Origin of the sequence: Serratia sp. X10 (assembly GCF_017811775.1) — a bacterium.
GTDB classification, from domain to species: Bacteria; Pseudomonadota; Gammaproteobacteria; order Enterobacterales; family Enterobacteriaceae; genus Serratia; species Serratia ureilytica.
This window is the reverse complement of record NZ_JAEIOH010000011.1, coordinates 76,760-96,167: the sequence shown is the minus strand read 5'-3', so window position 1 is coordinate 96,167 and position 19,408 is coordinate 76,760. Positions and strand designations below refer to the sequence as shown.

The following is a 19,408-nucleotide window of genomic DNA, read 5'->3' as shown; positions in this document are numbered from 1 at the left end:
AGCTTACGACGTCTGCTTGCGCAACAGATAAACGAAGTACGGCGCGCCGATAAAGGTCGCCAGTAACCCGGCGGGGATCTGATACGGGAACAACAGCATCCGCCCGCACCAGTCGGCAAATACCATCAGCAAACCGCCCAACAGCGCGGCGATCACCATCTGCGGCAGCGCGCGGCGGAAGCCCAGCATGCGCGCCATATGCGGCGCCATCAGCCCGACAAAGCTCAGCGGCCCCACGGTCAGGGTCGCCATGGCGGTCAGCGTGGCGGCCAGCAACAGAATGGTCAATCGCGCAGGCGTCAACGCAATCCCCACCGAACGGGCGGTGGCCCCGCCGAGCGGCAGAATGGTCAGCCAGCGACGACACAGCGGCGCCAATATCATCAATCCGGCGGCAATCAGCGCGGTGCGCAACGCCTGCGCCGGCTCCACCGAATAGGTTGAACCGGAAAGCCAGGTCAGCAAGCCCCCCATACGCGGATCGCCGCTGGCCAGCAGCAGGAAGATGACGGTGGTAAAGGCGGTGCTGAGCGCGATGCCGGCGAGCAACATGCGTTCGGTCGAGAAACCGCCGCGGCCGGCGGCAATCATGATGATCATCAGCGTAACGGCCGCCCCAAGACTGCCGGCGGGCAACAGCCAAACGAAGGCGTCGCCCGGCACCATAAACAGCATCATCACGACGCCAAAAGCGGCGCCGGAGCTGATGCCCAACACTTCCGGGCTGGCCATCGGGTTGCCGGTCAGCTTCTGGATCAGCGTGCCGGCGACCGCCAGCATCATGCCCGCCGCCAACGCCGACAGCACCCGCGGCCAGCGCCACGGCAGCAAGGCGTCCAGCTCCGCGCCCAGGCTCCAGTGCCAGCCGCCGGCGTTTTTGCCCAGCATCAGCGCCAGGGTCAGGCCAATCAGCAACACGACGCCGGCCAGCGCTGCCCAGCCAGGCAGATTCCCGCGCTCGGCAGGCACCTTGTCGCCCAGGTTCATCGGCGGCGGCGTGGCGGCGCTGCGCAAACGCGGCAGCAGCCACAGCAGCAGCGGCGCGCCGAACAGCGCGGTGGCCGCCCCGGTCGGGATCTCACGCCACACCTGCGTCACCCCAATCATCACCTGATCGGTCAGCCACAGCAGCAACGCCCCCAGCAACGGCGCCAACATCATGCGATGCGCCAGGCGGCGAGCGCCCAGCATCTTCGCCATCAGCGGCGCAAACAGGCCGATAAAGCCGATAACGCCCACCGCGCTCACCAACATGGCGCTGAAGATAATGGCCAACCCGAGAGCGCAGAAGCGCGCCATCGACAGCCCCAGCCCCAGGTTGCGCGCCACGCCGTCGTCCAGCCCCAGCAGCGTCAGCGGGCGCAGCAACAGGGCCGCCAGCGCGCCGGCCACCAGCAAGCGCGGCAGGATAAACTGTACCGCGCTCCAGTCCTGTTGGTTCAACGCGCCGGTGCCCCACAGGAACATGCCCTGCAGCCGATCGTAATTAAACAGCGCCAACAGGCTGTTGACCGCGCCGCAGTAAAGCCCCAGCACCAGCCCGGCCAGAATCAGCGTCACCGGCGACATACGCTTGCCCCAGGCGACGCCGAACACCAGCCCGCCCACCACAATCGCCCCCATCATAGCGGCCAGCTGCCGGGTGAACTCGCCCCCCGGCAGCACCCACAGCGTGGCGATGGTCAGGCCGAGCTGCGCGCCGGCGGCCACGCCGAGCGTCGACGGCTCTGCCAACGGGTTGCGCAACACCTGCTGGAACAGGACGCCGACCAGCCCCAGACCGGCGCCGGCCAACAGCGACACCGTCAACCGCGGCAGCAGACTGTAATGGAACAGCATTTGCCGCACATCGTCGATGTCCGGCGCGCTAAGCGCCTGCGCCCATTGCGCCGGCGGCAATTGCTGCATCAGGTTGTATATCGTCAAACCGCCTGCCGCCGCCAGCAACAACAGGATCAGCGTCAGCGGCAATTTCCGGATGCCCGCATTCATGACGCACTCTCCTGAGCTTGTGCCAGTAAACGGCAAAAACGCATCGTCGACAGCGTGGCGCCGTAGAACCACACCGCCGGTACCTGCCGCAGCTGGTTTTGCCGCACAAAAGGCAATGACTGCCACAGCGGCGTCGCGCTGACCTTGTCCATCATCGCCTGATTACCGTGATCGAGATAGATGACCCGGGCGTTACGCACCGTGGCCAACCGTTCAATCCCCACCACCGCCGTGCCCCAAAAGTCGGTTTGCTCCTGCCAGGCATTGCGGATGCCGAGTTGATCCATCGCTTCCTGGAACAGGCTTTTCTGGCCGATGATCAACGCATGGCGGGTGTCTATCAGGGAAAACAGCAGCAACGGTTGACGGGTGTAGCTTTGCAGGCGCTGACGCGCGTCCTGCATAAAGCTGTCGAACTGCGCCAGGTGGTTTATCGCCCGGCTTTCTATGCCTAATCGTTGCCCCAGTGCCAGCAGCGACTGGCGGGCGACGGTCAGCGGTTTGCCGCTGCCGTCGTTGAAGCCGAAGCTCATGGTTGGCGCGATGGGTTGGATTTTTCGCGGCGTCGGGCCATAGCCTTGCGACAGCAACACCAGCGAAGGTTCGAGCTGCTGCAGCAGTTCGAGATTCGGTTCGGTGCGCTGGCCGACGTCGACTACCGTCGCCGGCAGCTTCGGCTCCGCCACCCACAGGTTGTAGTTATGGACGTCGGCCACCGCCAGCGGCGTCACGCCCAATGCCAACAGCAGCTCGATCGGCAGCCATTCCAGCGCCGCAACGCGCGCGATATCCGGCGGCGCATCCGCCGCTCGCCCGGGCAACGATCCCAACAGCGGCGACAGCGCCAGCGCCATCAACAGGCGGCGGCGCAGCGGATCGTGAGAAGAAGTGAATGCAGAGGACATCAGTAGACAAAACTCACCGGCGCGCCGCCGCTCGGGTGCGGCAACGTGCCCATAGGAATACCGTAAATTTGCTCCAGCACTGGCCCCTGCATCAGTTCCAACGGGCCTCCCTGGGCGATCATGTCACCGCCGCGCAGCGCCACCAAATGGTCGCAGTAGCGCGCCGCCATATTGATGTCGTGCAGTACGGCGATCACCGTGAGATCGCGTTCGCGGCTCAGGCGCTGGATCAGCGCCAGCACCTCGACCTGGTGCGCGATGTCCAGCGCCGAAGTCGGCTCGTCGAGCAGCAGGCAGCGGCTGTCCTGCGCCACCATCATCGCCAGCCAGGCGCGTTGGCGCTCGCCGCCGGACAGGCTGTCCACCAGGCGGTGGGCGAACGGCTTCAGCCCCACCAGCGCGATGGCCTCTTCTACCTGTTGGCGATCGTTGGCGCCAAAACGCCCCAGCGCGCCATGCCACGGATAGCGGCCGACGGCCACCAGCTCGCGCACCGTCATGCCTTCCGCCGCCGGCAACTGCTGCGGCAGGTAGGCCACCTGGCGGGCGAAGGATTTGCTGTCCCACTGCGCCAACGGCTGCCGATTGAGCAAGATCTGGCCGTCGCTGGGTGCATGGTGCCGCCCGAGCAGTTTCAACAGGGTGGATTTACCGGAACCGTTATGGCCGATCAGGCCGCAGACTTTGCCCTGAGGAAAACGGAGCGACAGCGGTTGCAGCAGCACCCGGCCGGGAACGGCGAAGCTGGCGTTATCCAGCGCGAAAGTCGCGCCGGGATTAAGAAGTTTGTCCTGCATAGATCCTGCTTTTTCCGGGGCGACGCGCCGCCGCCCCAGCTATCCGGTTAGAAACGGAAGGTTGCGGTGGCGACCACCTGGCGTTCTGCGCCCCAGTAGCAGGCATAGTCGCGGTAGCAGCTCGATACGTAAGTCTTGTCGAACAGGTTGTTGATGTTGACGCCCACGGACGAGCCCGGCAGGCCAAAGCGCGCCAGATCGTATTTAATGGTGGCGTCCACCAGCGTGTAGTCCGGCACCTTGAAGGTGGTGTTATCGCTGTTGAAGCTCGAGCTGGAGCCAACGTAACGCACGCCGGAACCCAGCGTCAAACCGCTCACAGCCGTTTCGTGGAAGGTATAATCCGCCCACAGCGACGCCATGTGTTTCGGCACCTCGACGGTCGGTTTACCCTGGTAAGTGTTGTCCTTGGTGTACTTCGCATCGGTATAGGTATAGGAGGCGATCAGGTTGACGTTGGCGTTCAACGCCGCCTTGGCTTCCAGCTCCACGCCGCGCGAGCGGATCTCGCCGCTCTGCACGCTGAACTGCGCGTTATCCGGATCCGGCGTCAGGTTGTTATTCTTGGTCAGCTGATACAGCGCGCCGGTCAGCACGATTGGGCGATCCTTCGGCACGTATTTCACGCCGGCTTCATACTGCTTGCCGATCGAAGGTTTGAAGGTGCTGCCCCCTTGCGTCGTGCCCAAATTCGGCTCAAACGACTCGCTGTAGCTGAAATACGGCGTCACGCCGTTGTCGAACAGATAGTTCAGGCCGCCGCGCCAGGTGAACTGCCGGTCGGTCTGCTGATCCGTCAAATTCGTATCACGATTGTAAGCGGAGGTCTTCGCCCAGTCATAGCGACCGCCCAGCGTCAACAGCCACTGGTTCCACTCCCCTTGTTCCTGCACATACAGGCCGGTTTGCTCCTGACGGTTCAGATAATTGTAAGGGAAGTTGATGTTGACTGCGTCATTCCCGTATTGCGGATGGGTCATGCTCAGCCCGTCCGCGGTGCCAAATGCGGCATTGATATCGTTACGCATGCGCATGTAGTCCACGCCGAACAACAGCGTGTGGTCGATATCGCCGGTTTTCACCTTCGCCTGCGCCTGAGTATCCACCGAGAAATTGTTCAGGTGCTCTTTCGACTGAACATAAGCGCGATTGATCGTCGTCGGTGATGACAAGCCGAATCCGTAGATGCTCTTCATGTCGGTGTCCACCTGCATATAACGCAGGTTCTGGCGCACCGCCCAGGTATCGTTGAAGGCGTGTTCGAAACTGTACCCGATCATCCGCTGTTTGCGGGAGGTATAGTTGCTGGCTTCGCCTTCGTTGAAATCGGTCGGCAGTTTGCTGCCGTCCGGCAACGGGATCAGCGTGCCCTGCTTCGGCAACCAGCCGTAATAACCGGTATAGGGATCGTTTTGAATGTTGGCCAACAGCGTGAAGTTGGTCTTGTCATCCGGGCGCCAGCTAAAGGAAGGCGCGATCGCATAGCGCTTCTCTTTGCTCATGGTCTGCTGCGAATCGCTGTCTTTCGCCAGGCCGGTCAGGCGATAGGAATAGATGCCCTGATCGTCCAGCGCGTCGCTGAAATCGAAACCGGTCTGGAACAGGTTATCGGTACCCATCTTGAACTGGATTTCGCGCAGCGGCTCGGTGGTTGGCCGCTTGCTGACCATCGAGACCAGGCCGCCGGGGTTACTTTTGCCGTACAGCACCGAGACCGGGCCGCGCAGCAGCTCGGCGCGCTCGAGGAAATAAGGATCGATGGACGCTTCGCTGTAGTTATCGCCCAGCAGCCGCAGGCCATCCAGATACTGAGTGGTGTTGGTGGCCGGGAAGCCGCGGATTGCCACCGCGTCATAGGTCGTGGAGCTGCCGCGGCTGGCGAATACGCCCGGCGCATAGGCCAGCGCGCCTTTCACCGTATCCGGCTGGCGCATGTCCATCTCTTCACGCGTTACCACGGAAACGGACTGCGGGTTCTTCTCGATCGGCGTATCGGTTTTGGTGCCGGTGGCGCTGCGCTTGGCGACATAGGTGCCAACCGGCCCCCAGGCGCTTTCCTGCTGGGCGGTGTTGCTGCTGCCCACAACGGTAATCGTGTCTTCCTTGGCGGCCGGCTTGGCGTCGGCGGAAAAAGCCGGCATCGCCAGCGTACCCAACGCCGCAGCGACGGTGATCGCTAACGCGCTGACGGGGAGACGGCCCTGCTTGGCCGCGGATGATGAAAGACGCTTGGTCAGCATGATTTATTTCTCTGATGAATTATTAAATGACGAATGTAAACGATAATAATTATTATAAGCGTCGCATTTTATGCAGAAGCCAAATTAAACTGCAAGCCGAATTCATAGGGCAAATAGGTTAAGGATTAGGCGCTTAGCCTTGCGGTTAACAGGGAAATAAAACGAGCGGAAAAATAAAAAAGCCCGCAACCAAGGTTACGGGCTTAATAACAAAGCAAAAATTTTCACCGGGGCGGGCGCCCCGGCAGCGATTACTGACCGAACATATCCTTGATCCAGCCGGCGACGCCATCGCCATCTTTTTGCTCACCCGCCGCCGGTTGCTGCTGTTGCTGCACCGCCGCCTGGCTGGCCTGACACAGTCCCTGCGGATTGTCGGTCCAGACCGGGATGGTGCGCCAGCTGCCGCCGCCGCAGATAAAGTTGCCGGCGGAGTCGATGCTCATCTGGTTAATGCCTTCCGGCGGCTGCAGCATCAGCGGCAGCGGCGTCTGGTTTTCCAGATAGCGGCGATACAGGGTTAACGCGCCGTTGGCACCGGTCAGCTTGGCCGGGCCGTTGTTATCGCGCCCGACCCAGGCGATCGCCACTTCCTTGCCGTCGATGCCGGCGAACCAGCTGTCGCGCAGATCGTTGGTGGTACCGGTTTTCGCCGCCAGGTTGTAGTTCGGGAACTTCACCGACAGTGAGCGGGAGGTCCCGCGCGCCACACCCTGCTGCATCGCGTACAGCGTCAGGTAAGCGGCCTGCGCCGGCACCATGCGCTCCGCCTGCGGGAAGCTCTGGTACAGCACCGTGCCGTCTTCGGCGATCACCGAACGCACCGCCGACAGCGGCGCACGGTTACCGCCGCTGGCGATGGTCTGGTATTCCTGCGCCACTTCCATCGGCGTCAGGCCGATCGCCCCCAGCAGCATCGAAGGCACCGGGTTGATCTCCGCTTTCGGGATCCCCAGGCGTTGCAGCGTGGCGCTGATCTGATCCAGCCCGACCGACAGGCCGAGGTTCACCGTCGGCACGTTCAGCGAGTTGGCCAACGCATCCACCAGCATCACCTGACCGCGGAATTTGCGATCATAGTTGTTCGGCTGCCAGACGGCGCCGTTCGGCTGTTTCAGCGACAGCGGCGCATCCGCCAGCCAGGTGTTGAGGCGGTATTTGTCCGGCTCGGACAGCGCAGTCAGGTACGTCGGCGGTTTGGCCAGCGAGCCGACCAGGCGTCGCGCCTGCATGGCGCGGTTGAAACCGGCGAACTGCGGGTTGGCGCCGCCGACCATGGCGCGCACTTCACCGCTGAAGCGATCGACGATCACCATCGCCGCTTCCAGATCCTGCAGGTGACGCGCAGCGCGCAGCGCCGGGATGCCGTCTTCGACCGCTTTTTCCGCCGCGTCTTGCGACACCGGATCCAGCGTGGTGAAGATCTTCACGCCGGACAGGTCATTCACCTTATCGCCCAGCTTGGTCTGCAGTTCCTGACGCACCATCTGCATAAACGCCGGCTGCGGCGTAATGACGCCGCCTTTCGGCTGCACGCCCAGCGGACGCGCGCTCAGCATGTCATACAGCTCGCCGTCGATCACGCCCTGGTTCTGCAGCAGTTTGAGCACCAGATTGCGGCGTTCCAGCGCCAGTTTTGGGTTACGCCACGGGTTATACAGCGACGCGCCCTTGACCATGCCGACCAGCAACGCCTGTTGATCGAGGCTCAGCTCATCCACCGGGCGGCCGAAGTAGTACAGGCTGGCCAGCGGGAAGCCGCGGATCTGGTCGCTGCCGCTCTGGCCGAGGTATACCTCGTTCAGATACAGCTCCAGAATGCGATCCTTGCTGTAACGGTAATCCACCAGCAGCGCCATATAGGCTTCGTTGGCCTTACGCCACAGCGAACGTTCGTTGGTCAGGAACAGGTTCTTCACCAGCTGCTGCGTCAGGGTGCTGCCGCCCTGCACCGCGCGGCCGGCGGTCAGGTTGGCCAACACCGCGCGGCCGATGGAGTACGGGCTGATGCCGTCATGCTCATAGAAGTGGCGGTCTTCCGTGGCGATCAACGTATCCACCAACAGATCCGGGAAACCGGAACGCGGCACGAATAGCCGCTGTTCGCCGTTCGGCGACTGCAGCATGGTGATCAGGCGGGGATCGAGGCGGAAGAAGCCGAAGCTGCGGCCGCTGTCCAGGTTTTCGATCTTCGCCAGGCGGTTATTCTGGAAATCGAGGCGGGCGCGGATCTGCCCTTCTTTGCCATCCGGGAAGTCGAACGGGCGGCGCAGCATCTCGATGCTGTTGGCCTGCACGGTAAACTCGCCCGGACGCGTCATGCGGCTGACCTGGCGGTACTGCATGCCTTCCAGCAGGTTAACCATCTCCTTCTTGCTGTACGGCATGCCCGGTTCCAGGTTGACCATGCGGCCGTACACCGCCGCCGGCAGCTGCCAGACTTTGCCGTCGATGCGGCTGCGGATCTGCGAGTCCAGGTAGACGCCATAGATCGCCAACAGGACGGCGAGCACCAGGATCAGTTTGATAAACAGGCCGAGCCAGCGGCGTTTTTTACGCGGCGGAGTCGCTTTCACCTTACGCGGCATGCGTTCCTCCTCCTCTTCATACTCGTCATCGTCATACTCGTCTTCTTCGTAATCGTCATAATCGTCGTCTCGGCGACGGCGCGGCGGCTTGCGCGACGCGGTGCTTTTTGGTTGTTTTCCTTTGCGCCCGATGGGCTCGCGGTCATCCCCAGCCATGGCTGTTGTTCTCCGAGCTTGCCGACACTGCCGGCCATAATGAGTCGCTTAATCTGTGCCGACGCCGTGGCGCTGAACAGAAGAAACATCTGAATTCCAAACCTTAAACGATCGCGGCCTACTGATATTTCTTCGTTCGGCGCGTCGGGGCCGCCGTGGCCGGATCGTCCGGCCACACGTGTTTCGGGTAGCGGCCCTTCATCTCTTTTTGCACCTCGCGGTAGGCGCCTTGCCAGAAGGCCGCCAGATCGCCGGTGATTTGCAACGGCCGGTGCGCCGGTGAGAGTAACTCAAGCACTACCGGGATGCGACCCTCCGCCAACATCGGGCTGCGCTGCTCGCCGAACATTTCCTGCAAACGCACCGCCAGCGCCGGCGGTTTGCCGGCCTCATAACGGATCGGCAGGCGGCTGCCGGTCGGCACAGTGTAATGAGTGGGTAATGCATTATCCAGCCGCTGTTTTTGCTGCCAGTCCAACAGCCGGGACAACGCCTCGGCGAGGTTGACCTGCTTCAATCCGCGCAGATCGCGCACGCCGTTCAGCGACGGCAGCAGCCACTGCTCCAGCGCCGCCAGCAGCGGTTCTTCGTCCATCGCCGGCCACTCCGCCTCCGGCAACCAGGCTTGCGCGCACTGCAGGCGCACCCGCAGTTGTTCAGCTGCGCCCTCCCAGTTGAGCACTGCCAGTCCCTGCGCGCGCACCCAGTCGAGCAGCGCCTGCTGCAGCTCTTCGTCCGCCGGCTTGGCCAGCGGCTGCGCGCGCAGCGTCAGACGGCCGATCTGCTGGCGTTTCCAGGCGCGCAGCGTCCCCTTCTCTTCATCCCACTCCACCGCCGTGCGTTGCATGACCATCGCCGGCAGCTGCGCCGCCAACGCCTCGATATCGACCGGCAACGCCAACAAAATACGCGCATCCGGGCTATTGTGGCCCTGCAACAGGTTGGGGACAATCAACCAGGGCGCGCGCGACAGCGCCTCGTCCTGGTTCATCGCCGCGCCCAGGCCGTTGGCCAGCAGGTAGCGGCCATCCTGACCGCGACGCTGGGCGATGCGATCGGTAAATGCCAGCGCCAACAGCCGCGGCGCCAAATCGGCGTCAACTTGCCCCGCACGGTGCGGCAGACGTTTGGCTAACTGCGCGGCGCGCTGCCGCCAGTTCGGCTGCGGGCGGCTCAGCCAATAACCGATATCCATCTGCCCGCCGCGCGGCGGTTCTTCCAGCAATGCCGCCAGCAACGCGGCCGTCGCCAGGCCGTCGGCGCTCAGCGCCGCGCCGGCGACCAGCATCGCCGCCAGACGCGGTTCACATCCCAGAGCGGCCATTTGGCGCCCCGGCGCGGTGAGTTTGTCGCCGTCATCCGTGGCCCCCAGCCGGTGCAGCAACGCCCTGGCCGCCGCCAATGCCGCTGCCGGAGGCGCGTCAAGCCAGGTCAGCTGCGCCGGATCATGACACCCCCACTGCAGCAGCTCGAGCCAGAAGCCGGTGAGATCGCTCTGTAAAATTTCCGGCTCAGCGTGTTCCACCGCGCGCTCCGCCTGCTCTTTGGCGAACAGATGCCAGCAAATGCCCGCCTCCAGGCGCCCGGCGCGCCCGGCGCGCTGCACCATCGACGCCTGACTGATACGCTGTGTCGCCAGCCGCGTCAGGCCGTTGCGCACGTCGTAGCGCGCTACGCGCTCAAGGCCGCTGTCCACCACCAGCCGAATGCCCTCTATCGTCAGGCTGGTCTCGGCGATGTTGGTCGCCAACACCACTTTGCGGCGGCTCGGCGCCGCCGGCTGAATCGCTTTTTGCTGCTGCGCCAGCGGTAACGCGCCATACAGCGGGCAAAGATCGGTATCGCTCGCCACCTCGCCGGTCAAACGCTCCAGCACCCGATTGATCTCCGCCACACCCGGCAGGAACAGCAGCAACGACCCCGCCTGCTCGGCCAGCAGGCGCTTCACCGCCGCCGCAACGCCGTCTTCCAGCCGCAGATGGCTGGCCAACGGCTGATACTGGCGCTCAACCGGGAAGCTGCGCCCTTCGGACACCACCACCGGCGCCTGCGGCAGCAGCTGCGTCATACGGGCGTTATCCAGCGTAGCCGACATGATCAGCAGTTTCAGATCGTCGCGCAGCCCTTGCTGCACGTCGAGCAGCAGCGCCAGCGCCAAATCGGCCTGCAGACTGCGTTCGTGAAATTCATCGAGGATCACCAGCGATACGCCCTGCAGCTCGGCATCCTGCTGCAGCATGCGGGTGAGAATACCTTCCGTCACCACTTCCAGCCGGGTCTGCGGCCCGCTTTTACTTTCGGCGCGCATGCGATAGCCCACGGTCTGGCCGGGCTCCTCCCCCAGTTGCTGCGCCAGGCGATAGGCGACGTTCTTCGCCGCCAGCCGCCGCGGCTCCAGCATGATAATGCGCCCCGGCAACCCGGCCTTAGCCAGGATCTGCAGTGGCAGCCAGGTGGATTTACCGGCGCCGGTCGGGGCGTGCAACAGCACCTGCGGGGCAGACTGCAGCGCAGCCAGCAACTCATCGAGCACTGCGCTGACGGGCAATGAAGACACTGAATTCTCCGTAGTGGTTAGCGTTAAACGGCGTACAGTGTAGCATTAGCTTTATCCCCGTAACCTTTCAAACTGTTGCGGCGTTAGCTATAGTACGGAGCTCATTCGTGCGCCGCGCCCCTCGCGGGGCCGCTGCCAGTAACGTTTACCGCTGTTCCCGACCGTATTGTCATGCATTTGCCGAGCCCTTATGTCCAATTCGCGCCGCCTGTTTTTCGCCCTGTCCTTGCCTGACGCCCTGCAACAGCAGGTGGTCCGCTGGCGCGCCGAGGCGTTTGCACCGGAAGCCGGTCGGCCGGTAGCGGCGGCCAATTTGCATCTGACGCTGGCGTTTCTCGGTGAAGTCAGCGCACAGAAAGAACTGGCGCTGCGTAAGTTGGCCGGCCGCATCGTTCAACCCGGCTTCAGCATGCGGCTCGACGATCTCGGCCATTGGCCGCGCCCCGGCGTGGTCTGGCTCGGCACCCGCCGCGCGCCGCGCGGGCTGCTGCAGTTGGCCGAGCTGCTGCGTTCGCAGGCCGCACGCAGCGGCTGCCATCAAAGCGCGCTGCCGTTCCATCCGCACATCACGCTGCTGCGCGCCGCCACCCAGCCGGTGGCGATCCCGCCGGCGACGCCGGGCTGGGCGTTCAGCGCCGACGCCTTTTCCTTGTATGAGTCGGTGTTCGAAAACGGCCGCACCCGTTACCAACACCTTGAACAGTGGCCGCTGGCCAAGCAGGCATCCCCATGATTTTTTCTCCACCGCTGCGCTCCGCCACGCTGATCAAACGTTACAAACGCTTTCTGGCGGACGTGATCACCCCGGAAGGGGAAACCTTTACGCTGCACTGCGCCAATACCGGCGCCATGACCGGCTGCGCCACGCCCGGCGACACCGTGTGGTACTCCACGTCGGACAACCCCAAACGCAAATACGCCCACAGCTGGGAGCTGACCCATACCCAACAGGGGCACTGGATCTGCGTCAACACCCTGCGCGCCAACGCGCTGGTGCGCGAGGCGATCGAACACAATTTAATCAATGAATTATCCGGTTACAGTAAAATTAGCGGCGAAGTGAAATACGGCGGTGAAAACAGCCGTATCGATTTGTTATTACAGGCAGAAAATCGGGTTAACTGCTATATTGAAGTTAAGTCAGTCACATTACTGCAACAACAACGTGGTTACTTTCCTGATGCGGTAACGCTCAGAGGGCAAAAGCACCTGCGTGAGTTGCTCAGCGTGGTTGAAAGCGGGCAACGGGCGGTATTGTTCTTTGCCGTGTTACACAGCGGTATTGAGCAGGTCGCACCGGCACATCATATAGATGAGCGCTATGCGGCGCTGTTGGCACAGGTCCGGCAGTTGGGAGTGGAAGTGGTTTGCTACGGGGCAAAGTTATCACCTGACGGTATTTATCTCTGCGATAAGCTGCCGTTTTTTATCGATTAGCGCAGTCGGGTCCCTATAAATAGACAACCGGCCAGCACGATCGCCAAATACGCCCGCCTTCACACGATTGTCAAGCGGGCGACAGGAATAATTGCCAACCTACCTTCCTTCTGTTATTTATAGCGGCCTGTTTTTCCCCCGCATTGGGGATTCGATAGTGCGTGTGTATGTAGGAGAAGCAACATGCAAGAAGGGCAAAACCGTAAAACCTCGTCCTTGAGCATTCTCGCCATCGCTGGGGTGGAGCCGTACCAAGAGAAGCCGGGCGAAGAGTACATGAACGACGCCCAGTTGTCGCATTTCAAGCGCATTCTTGAAGCGTGGCGCAACCAGCTCAGGGACGAAGTGGACCGTACTGTATCGCATATGCAAGAAGAGGCAGCCAACTTCCCTGATCCGGCCGACCGCGCTACTCAGGAAGAAGAGTTCAGCCTTGAACTGCGTAACCGTGACCGTGAACGCAAACTGATCAAAAAGATCGAGAAAACGCTGAAGAAAGTGGAAGACGATGATTTCGGCTACTGCGAATCTTGTGGCGTGGAGATCGGTATTCGTCGCCTCGAAGCGCGTCCAACCGCCGATCTGTGCATCGACTGCAAGACGCTGGCTGAGATCCGCGAAAAGCAGATGGCCGGCTAATACCGTTGTTACCGCTGCGGCGTGCGCATCCGCGTGCGCCGCACAGAGAAAAGGGAACCCCTCCCCTCTGATATGCAAGAAAGTCATTATGTGGGGCGCTTTGCCCCATCGCCTTCCGGGGATCTGCATTTCGGCTCGCTGATTGCCGCTCTGGGAAGCTACCTTCAGGCTCGCGCCCAACGCGGGCAGTGGCTGGTTCGCATCGAAGATATCGACCCGCCGCGCGAAGTCCCCGGCGCCGCCGCTCGCATCCTGTCCGCGCTGGAACATTATGGTCTCCACTGGGACGGCCAGGTCATCTATCAATCCCAACGTCACGACGCCTATCGCGCCGCGCTGGATCTGTTGCAGCGCCAGGGGCTCAGCTATTACTGCACCTGCACCCGCAGCCGCATCCAGCAAATCGGCGGATTGTACGATGGCCACTGCCGCGATTTGCAGCTCGGCCCGCAGGGCGCCGCTATCCGCTTGCGTCAGACCGCCCCCGTTTACCGGTTCCACGATCGCCTGCAGGGAGAATTGCACGCCGATCCGGCGCTGGCGGGAGAAGACTTTATCATTCGCCGCCGCGACGGGCTGTTCGCTTACAACCTGGCGGTGGTGATCGACGACCATTTTCAGGGCGTGACCGAGATTGTCCGCGGCGCCGATCTGATCGAACCGACGGTGCGCCAAATTGCCCTTTACCGCCAGCTGCAGGCGCCGGTGCCCGCCTATGTGCATCTGCCGCTGGCGCTGGGCGCCAACGGCATCAAACTGTCGAAGCAAAACCATGCGCCGGCGTTGCCCGCCGGCGATCCGCGGCCGGTGCTGATCGCCGCGCTGAAATTTCTGCGCCAACCGCTGCCGGAAAGCTGGCAAGATCTTGACCTGCCATTATTATTGAGCTGGGCAGTCGAACACTGGCGGTTGGAAAACGTGCCGCGTCAGGAGGCTATCCCTCTGGATGAAAACACGCCGGCATTCTCAAAGGAGCCATGGTGAGCTATGATTAGCCGCTATTTTTTGTTAGCTCCATTTTTATCAGTCACTATCGAGGTGTACCATTTTTACCCGAGTAGCCAACTTCTGTCGTAAGGTACTGACCCGCGATGACAAGCTGCCCCGCGACGACGCGGCGGCCGGCGATAAAAACGTAGTCCGCGAAGAGCGTGCCGCGGCGCCAAGCCGCCCTGCGCCGCAGCCGCGCGCCGCCGATAACGGCAGCAACGCCCCTGCCCGCCGCTCAACGCCGCGCAAGCGTCCGCCTTTCCCCCTCGCCGAGAGCAACGACTCGATGACCGTGATCCCGCGCGAACAACACTCGATTTCGCGCAAAGACATCAGCGAGAATGCGCTGAAAGTGCTTTATCGCCTGAACAAGTCCGGCTACGAGGCTTATCTGGTCGGCGGCGGGGTGCGCGATCTGTTGCTCGGCAAAAAGCCGAAAGACTTCGACATCACCACCAACGCCACGCCGGAGCAAGTGCGCAAGCTGTTCCGCAACTGCCGCCTGGTCGGCCGCCGTTTCCGTCTGGCGCACGTGATGTTCGGGCCGGAGATCATCGAAGTGGCCACCTTCCGCGGCCACCACGAACAGAATCAGGAATCCGACAAGAATTCCTCCCAGCAGGCGCAAAACGGCATGCTGCTGCGCGACAACATCTTCGGTTCGATCGAAGAAGACGCCCAGCGCCGTGATTTCACCATCAACAGCCTGTACTACGGCGTGGCGGATTTCACCCTGCGCGATTACGTCGGCGGCCTGAATGACCTGAAACAAGGCGTGATCCGCCTGATCGGCGATCCGGAAACCCGTTACCGCGAAGATCCGGTGCGCATGCTGCGCGCGGTGCGCTTCGCCGCCAAGCTGGATATGCGCATCAGTGAAGAGACCGCCGAGCCGATCCCGCGTCTGGCTTCGCTGCTGCATGAGATCCCACCGGCGCGTCTGTTCGAAGAATCCCTCAAGCTGCTGCAGGCGGGTTACGGTTTCCAGACCTACCTGAAGCTGTGCGAATATCAGCTGTTCCAACCGCTGTTCCCGCTGATCGCCCGCAACTTCACGCCGAACCACGATACGCCGATGGAGCGCATTCTGGTGCAGGTGCTGAAGAACACCGATCATCGCCTGCAGAACGACATGCGCGTCAATCCGGCCTTCCTGTTTGCCGCCATGCTGTGGTACCCGCTGCTGGAGCACGCGCAGAAACTGGCGCAGGAAAGCGGCCTGGCGTACTACGACGCCTTCGCGCTGGCGATGAACGATGTGCTCGACGAGCAGTGCCGCTCGCTGGCGATCCCGAAACGCATTACCACGCTGGTGCGCGATATCTGGCAGCTGCAGCTGCGCCTGTCTCGTCGTCAGGGCAAACGCGCGCACAAACTGATGGAACATCCTAAATTCCGCGCCGCCTATGATTTGCTGGCGCTGCGTGCGGAAGTGGAAGACAATCAGGAGATGCTGCGTCTGGCCGAGTGGTGGGGTGAGTTCCAGGACGCCACGCCGGCGCGGCAGAAAGCCATGTTGAGCACCCTGGGTGACGATCCGGCGCCGCGCCGCGCGCGTCAACGCCGTCCTCGCCGCCGGGCACCGCGTAAAGAAGGGGCATAATGATCCGCGTTTATATCGCGCTGGGCAGCAACCTGGCGCAGCCGCTGCAACAGGTTAACGCCGCGCTGGAGGCGCTGGAGCATCTCCCGCGCACCCGGCTGGTCACCTGTTCTTCGTTTTACCGCACCAAGCCGCTGGGGCCGCAAAACCAGCCGGACTTTCTCAACGCGGTGGTGGCGCTGGATACCCTGTTGCCGCCCGAACAGCTGCTCGACCATACCCAGGCGATAGAACGCAATCAGGGGCGCGTGCGCAAGGATGAACGCTGGGGGCCGCGCACGCTCGATCTGGACATCATGCTGTATGGCGACAAGGTGATCCATACCGATCGCCTGACCGTACCGCATTACGGCCTGAAAGAGCGCGAATTCATGCTCTACCCGCTGGCGGAAATCGCCCCCGATCTGATTTTCCCCGATGGCGAACCGCTCGCCAGCTGCCTCAAGCGCGTGCCGGAAAACGGCATGGCGCTGTGGCACTCGCCAAAACCGAAATCCTGACCCGCCTACAGCGCCAGCCGCGCGACAAATCCCCCCGCCGGGCGATTGGCGAAACTGATCTGTAAACCATGCAAGCCGGCAATACGCTGTACGATCGAGAGCCCCAGCCCGCTGCCGGTCTGTTCCTGCCCCGGCGGGCGATAGAAGCGCTCTCCGAGCCGCGCCAGATGCTCCATGGTGACACCCGGACCGTCGTCCTCCACCGTCAGCGAACGTTCGCTCAACGTCACGGTGACCGCGCCGCCCTGCGGGGTGTAACGCACCGCGTTGTCCAGCAAGTTGCGCAATAACAGTGACAGCAGCAAGGTCTGCCCCTGACGCACCGGCGGCGTTCCCTGCTGTTCATAACGCAGCGTCACGCCCGCCGCATGAGCCAGCCGATCCTGTTCCGCCAGGGTCATCATCACCAGTTCGTTCCAGTCAATGGGCGCCAGTTCGGCCAGATCCGACAGCGAATCCAGCCGCGACAGCGTGAGCAGCTGATCCACCAGCCGGGTGGCGCGATCGATGCCGACCGTCAGGTTGTCCAGCGCGTGCTCGCGCATCGGCGCATCGTCCCCCGCCAACTGCACCACTTCGGTCTGCACCCGCAATGCCGCCAGCGGGCTGCGCAATTCGTGCGCGGCATCGGAGGTGAAACGCCGCTCCCGCACCAGCAACGCATTGATGCGGGCGAACAGCGCGTTGAGCGCATCCACCAGAGGGCGCACCTCGGTTGGCACCTGGCGCGCATCCAGCGGCGTGGCGTCATCGGGCGCGCGCCGGCGCAAACCGGCGGCCACCGCACGCAGCGGCCGCAGCTCGCGCCCAACCATCAACGCAATCAGCAGCATCAGCACCGGCAGCGTCGCCAGCCAGGGCACCAATTGGCCGGTCACCATGCCCAGCGCCATATCGCGCCGGTAATCCCACTCCTGACCGACCACGATGCGGTAGCGCCCGTCCGGGCTGGTCAACCATACCAGGCGCCAACTGTCGTCATCGCCTTTGCGTTCGCCGTCGGTAAAACCTTCACGCTCCCCGTCAAACAGGAAGTCGGCACCGTTCTCGCCGTCGTTGAGCAGCATCTTGCCCTGGCGATCGAAGATGGCGAACGCCAGCGCGTCATCATCTTGCTCGCCCCGTTTGCCATGATGCACCAGCTTCTTGGTTTTCGGCAGGCTGCGCGCGCTTTCATCGGCCAGCAGATCGCCGAGGTTGGCGGTCGCCAGCCGCTTGGCGAACAGCATCTGCTGGGTGTCGAATACTTCGTTGATGGTATTGCGCGACATCACCCAGGCCACCACGCTGGCAGTGCACCAGGTCAGCAGCGCCAGCAGGCTGAAAATCAGGATCAGACGCAGCCGCAGGCTGAGGCGCTTCACGGCGCATCCCCCAGCGTATAGCCCACGCCGTGGATGGTGCGGATGAAGCCGTTGCCCAGCTTGCGCCGCAGGTGGTGAATATGCACCTCCACCGCGTTGCTGCTCACCTCGTCGTCCCAGTTGTACAGCTTCTCCTGGATCAACGGCCGCGCCAGCACGCGCCCTTTGTTGTGCAGAAACAGCTCCAGCACCGCCAATTCGCGCGGCGTCAGCGTCACCGGTTCGCCGTTGCAACTCACGCTGCGGGTAGCGCTGTCGAACACCACGTTGCCGTGCGTCAGCTGCGGCATCAGTTGGCCGTGACGACGGCGGATCAGCGCCTGCAGGCGCGCCGCCACTTCGGCCAGCGCGAACGGTTTGCACAGGTAGTCGTCGGCGCCGCTTTGCAACCCGCTGACCCGTTGCTCCAACGCATCGCGGGCGGTGAGGATCAGCACCGGCACATCCTGCCCGGCCTGACGCCACTGGCGCAGAAGATCCAGTCCATCGAGGCCCGGCAGGCTGAGATCGAGGATCACCGCGTCATACGGCGCGCTGCCCAGGGCGTTTTTACCAACCGCGCCGTCGGTGAACCAGTCCAGATTAAAGCCGAGTTTGGTCAGCCCGGCCTTGATGCCGTCCCCGATCAGTTTGTCATCTTCGATCAGCAGAATTCGCATGAGTATCCCTTTTGAGTCATGACGCCATTGCACCACAAGGTTCTTAAGAACCGCTTAAGCATGGCGATCCGCGCTACCCACCCCGATCGGGTTACAGTAGAATGGCTGCACTTTTTTGCAGCCTGGGCCTGCGTAAGCCGCACGGCCCGTTTCAGGAGACGTTGTGATGAAACCCACCACCGTGACCCATTTGCGCCAGTGGAAACAGGAGCAACGCAAGTTTGCTACCCTTACCGCCTACGATGCCAGCTTTGCCAAGCTGTTTGAAGAGCAAGGCATTAAAGTCCTGTTGGTGGGCGATTCGCTGGGCATGACGCTGCAGGGCCACGACTCCACGCTGCCGGTCACCGTCGCCGACGTCGCCTACCACACGCGCGCCGTGCGCCGCGGCGCGCCGGCCTGCCTGTTGCTGGCCGATTTGCCGTTCATGAGTTACGCCACCCCGGAACAGACCTTCAATAACGCCGCCGAGCTGATGCGCGCCGGCGCCAACATGGTGAAACTGGAAGGCGGCAGCTGGCTGTGCGACACGGTGAAAATGCTCGCCGAACGCGCGGTGCCGGTATGCGGCCACCTGGGGCTGACGCCGCAGTCGGTCAACGTGTTCGGCGGTTATAAGGTGCAAGGGCGTGACGAACTGGCGGCCAAACAGCTGCTGCAGGACGCGCAAAATCTGGAGCTGGCCGGCATTCAGCTGCTAGTGCTGGAGTGCGTGCCGACCGAGCTGGCGCGCCAGATCACCGAAGCGCTCTCCATTCCGGTCATCGGCATCGGCGCCGGCAACGGCACCGACGGCCAAATCCTGGTGATGCACGACGCCTTCGGCATCACCGGCGGTCACACGCCGAAATTCGCCAAGAACTTCCTGGCGCAAAGCGGCGATATCCGCACGGCGGTGCAACACTACATTCAGGAAGTGGAGCAAGGCCTCTATCCGGCGGCTGAACACTCTTTTAACTAAGCGATGGTTCCAGGAGTCAC

15 protein-coding genes are annotated in these 19,408 nt (G+C 62.7%); 7 read left to right on the top strand and 8 right to left on the bottom strand.

Features of this window, described 5'->3' with window-relative positions; all coding sequences use genetic code 11:
* Window positions 1–3: 3 nt before the first annotated feature.
* The 6 genes from fhuB to hrpB all read right to left on the bottom strand — a co-directional run bounded on the left by fhuB (window position 4) and on the right by hrpB (window position 11,235).
* A complete protein-coding gene (gene fhuB / locus J9788_RS23985) occupies window positions 4–1,992 on the bottom strand; it encodes a Fe(3+)-hydroxamate ABC transporter permease FhuB (RefSeq protein WP_182265352.1) in 1,989 nt (662 codons plus the stop codon).
* On the bottom strand, window positions 1,989–2,897 hold the full coding sequence (gene fhuD / locus J9788_RS23980; RefSeq protein WP_182265353.1) for a Fe(3+)-hydroxamate ABC transporter substrate-binding protein FhuD: 909 nt from the start codon (window positions 2,895–2,897) through the stop codon (window positions 1,989–1,991). The genes fhuB and fhuD overlap by 4 nt, the downstream gene beginning before the upstream one ends.
* Complete coding sequence (gene fhuC / locus J9788_RS23975; protein WP_046897338.1) at window positions 2,897–3,694, bottom strand: Fe3+-hydroxamate ABC transporter ATP-binding protein FhuC; 798 nt, start codon at window positions 3,692–3,694, stop codon at window positions 2,897–2,899. Before fhuC ends, fhuD begins: the two co-directional genes overlap by 1 nt.
* 47 nt (window positions 3,695–3,741) lie before the next feature.
* Window positions 3,742–5,934, bottom strand: coding sequence for a ferrichrome porin FhuA (gene fhuA, locus J9788_RS23970; protein ID WP_182265354.1), 2,193 nt, complete (start codon window positions 5,932–5,934; stop codon window positions 3,742–3,744).
* A gap of 251 nt (window positions 5,935–6,185) precedes the next feature.
* Window positions 6,186–8,678 (bottom strand): bifunctional glycosyl transferase/transpeptidase, encoded by a 2,493-nt coding sequence (mrcB, locus tag J9788_RS23965; protein WP_033644705.1) that lies wholly within the window; start codon window positions 8,676–8,678, stop codon window positions 6,186–6,188.
* A 118-nt stretch (window positions 8,679–8,796) separates the two neighbouring features.
* Complete coding sequence (gene hrpB / locus J9788_RS23960; RefSeq protein ID WP_182265355.1) at window positions 8,797–11,235, bottom strand: ATP-dependent helicase HrpB; 2,439 nt, start codon at window positions 11,233–11,235, stop codon at window positions 8,797–8,799.
* A gap of 190 nt (window positions 11,236–11,425) precedes the next feature.
* Between hrpB and thpR the strand changes: the two genes are divergently transcribed.
* The 6 genes from thpR (at window position 11,426) to folK (ending at window position 16,404) form a co-directional block, all read left to right on the top strand.
* On the top strand, window positions 11,426–11,968 hold the full coding sequence (gene thpR, locus J9788_RS23955) for an RNA 2',3'-cyclic phosphodiesterase (protein ID WP_046897335.1): 543 nt from the start codon (window positions 11,426–11,428) through the stop codon (window positions 11,966–11,968).
* Entirely contained in the window at window positions 11,965–12,672 is a 708-nt protein-coding gene (sfsA, locus tag J9788_RS23950; RefSeq protein ID WP_004937572.1) for a DNA/RNA nuclease SfsA, read from the top strand. Before thpR ends, sfsA begins: the two co-directional genes overlap by 4 nt.
* A gap of 183 nt (window positions 12,673–12,855) precedes the next feature.
* Complete coding sequence (gene dksA / locus J9788_RS23945) at window positions 12,856–13,311, top strand: RNA polymerase-binding protein DksA (RefSeq protein WP_004937569.1); 456 nt, start codon at window positions 12,856–12,858, stop codon at window positions 13,309–13,311.
* 72 nt (window positions 13,312–13,383) lie between these two features.
* Window positions 13,384–14,295: a tRNA glutamyl-Q(34) synthetase GluQRS gene (gluQRS, locus tag J9788_RS23940; protein ID WP_182265356.1), complete on the top strand. Its 912-nt coding sequence runs from the start codon at window positions 13,384–13,386 to the stop codon at window positions 14,293–14,295.
* A 61-nt stretch (window positions 14,296–14,356) separates the two neighbouring features.
* On the top strand, window positions 14,357–15,904 hold the full coding sequence (gene pcnB / locus J9788_RS23935; protein ID WP_071883579.1) for a polynucleotide adenylyltransferase PcnB: 1,548 nt from the start codon (window positions 14,357–14,359) through the stop codon (window positions 15,902–15,904).
* Window positions 15,904–16,404, top strand: a complete 501-nt coding sequence (gene folK, locus J9788_RS23930; RefSeq protein WP_004937558.1) for a 2-amino-4-hydroxy-6-hydroxymethyldihydropteridine diphosphokinase — start codon at window positions 15,904–15,906, stop codon at window positions 16,402–16,404. Before pcnB ends, folK begins: the two co-directional genes overlap by 1 nt.
* A 5-nt stretch (window positions 16,405–16,409) precedes the next feature.
* Here the strand turns inward: folK and qseC are convergent, their stop codons facing one another.
* Together qseC and qseB are read right to left on the bottom strand one after the other, a co-directional pair.
* Window positions 16,410–17,768, bottom strand: a complete 1,359-nt coding sequence (gene qseC / locus J9788_RS23925; protein ID WP_182265357.1) for a quorum sensing histidine kinase QseC — start codon at window positions 17,766–17,768, stop codon at window positions 16,410–16,412.
* Entirely contained in the window at window positions 17,765–18,427 is a 663-nt protein-coding gene (gene qseB, locus J9788_RS23920) for a quorum sensing response regulator transcription factor QseB (protein ID WP_033651337.1), read from the bottom strand. The genes qseC and qseB overlap by 4 nt, the downstream gene beginning before the upstream one ends.
* A gap of 166 nt (window positions 18,428–18,593) precedes the next feature.
* On the opposite strand from qseB, the gene panB reads away from it, so the two are divergent.
* The gene (panB, locus tag J9788_RS23915) at window positions 18,594–19,388 is read left to right on the top strand and encodes a 3-methyl-2-oxobutanoate hydroxymethyltransferase (RefSeq protein WP_046897332.1); all 795 of its coding nucleotides are present in this window, start codon (window positions 18,594–18,596) and stop codon (window positions 19,386–19,388) included.
* Window positions 19,389–19,408: the final 20 nt, after the last annotated feature.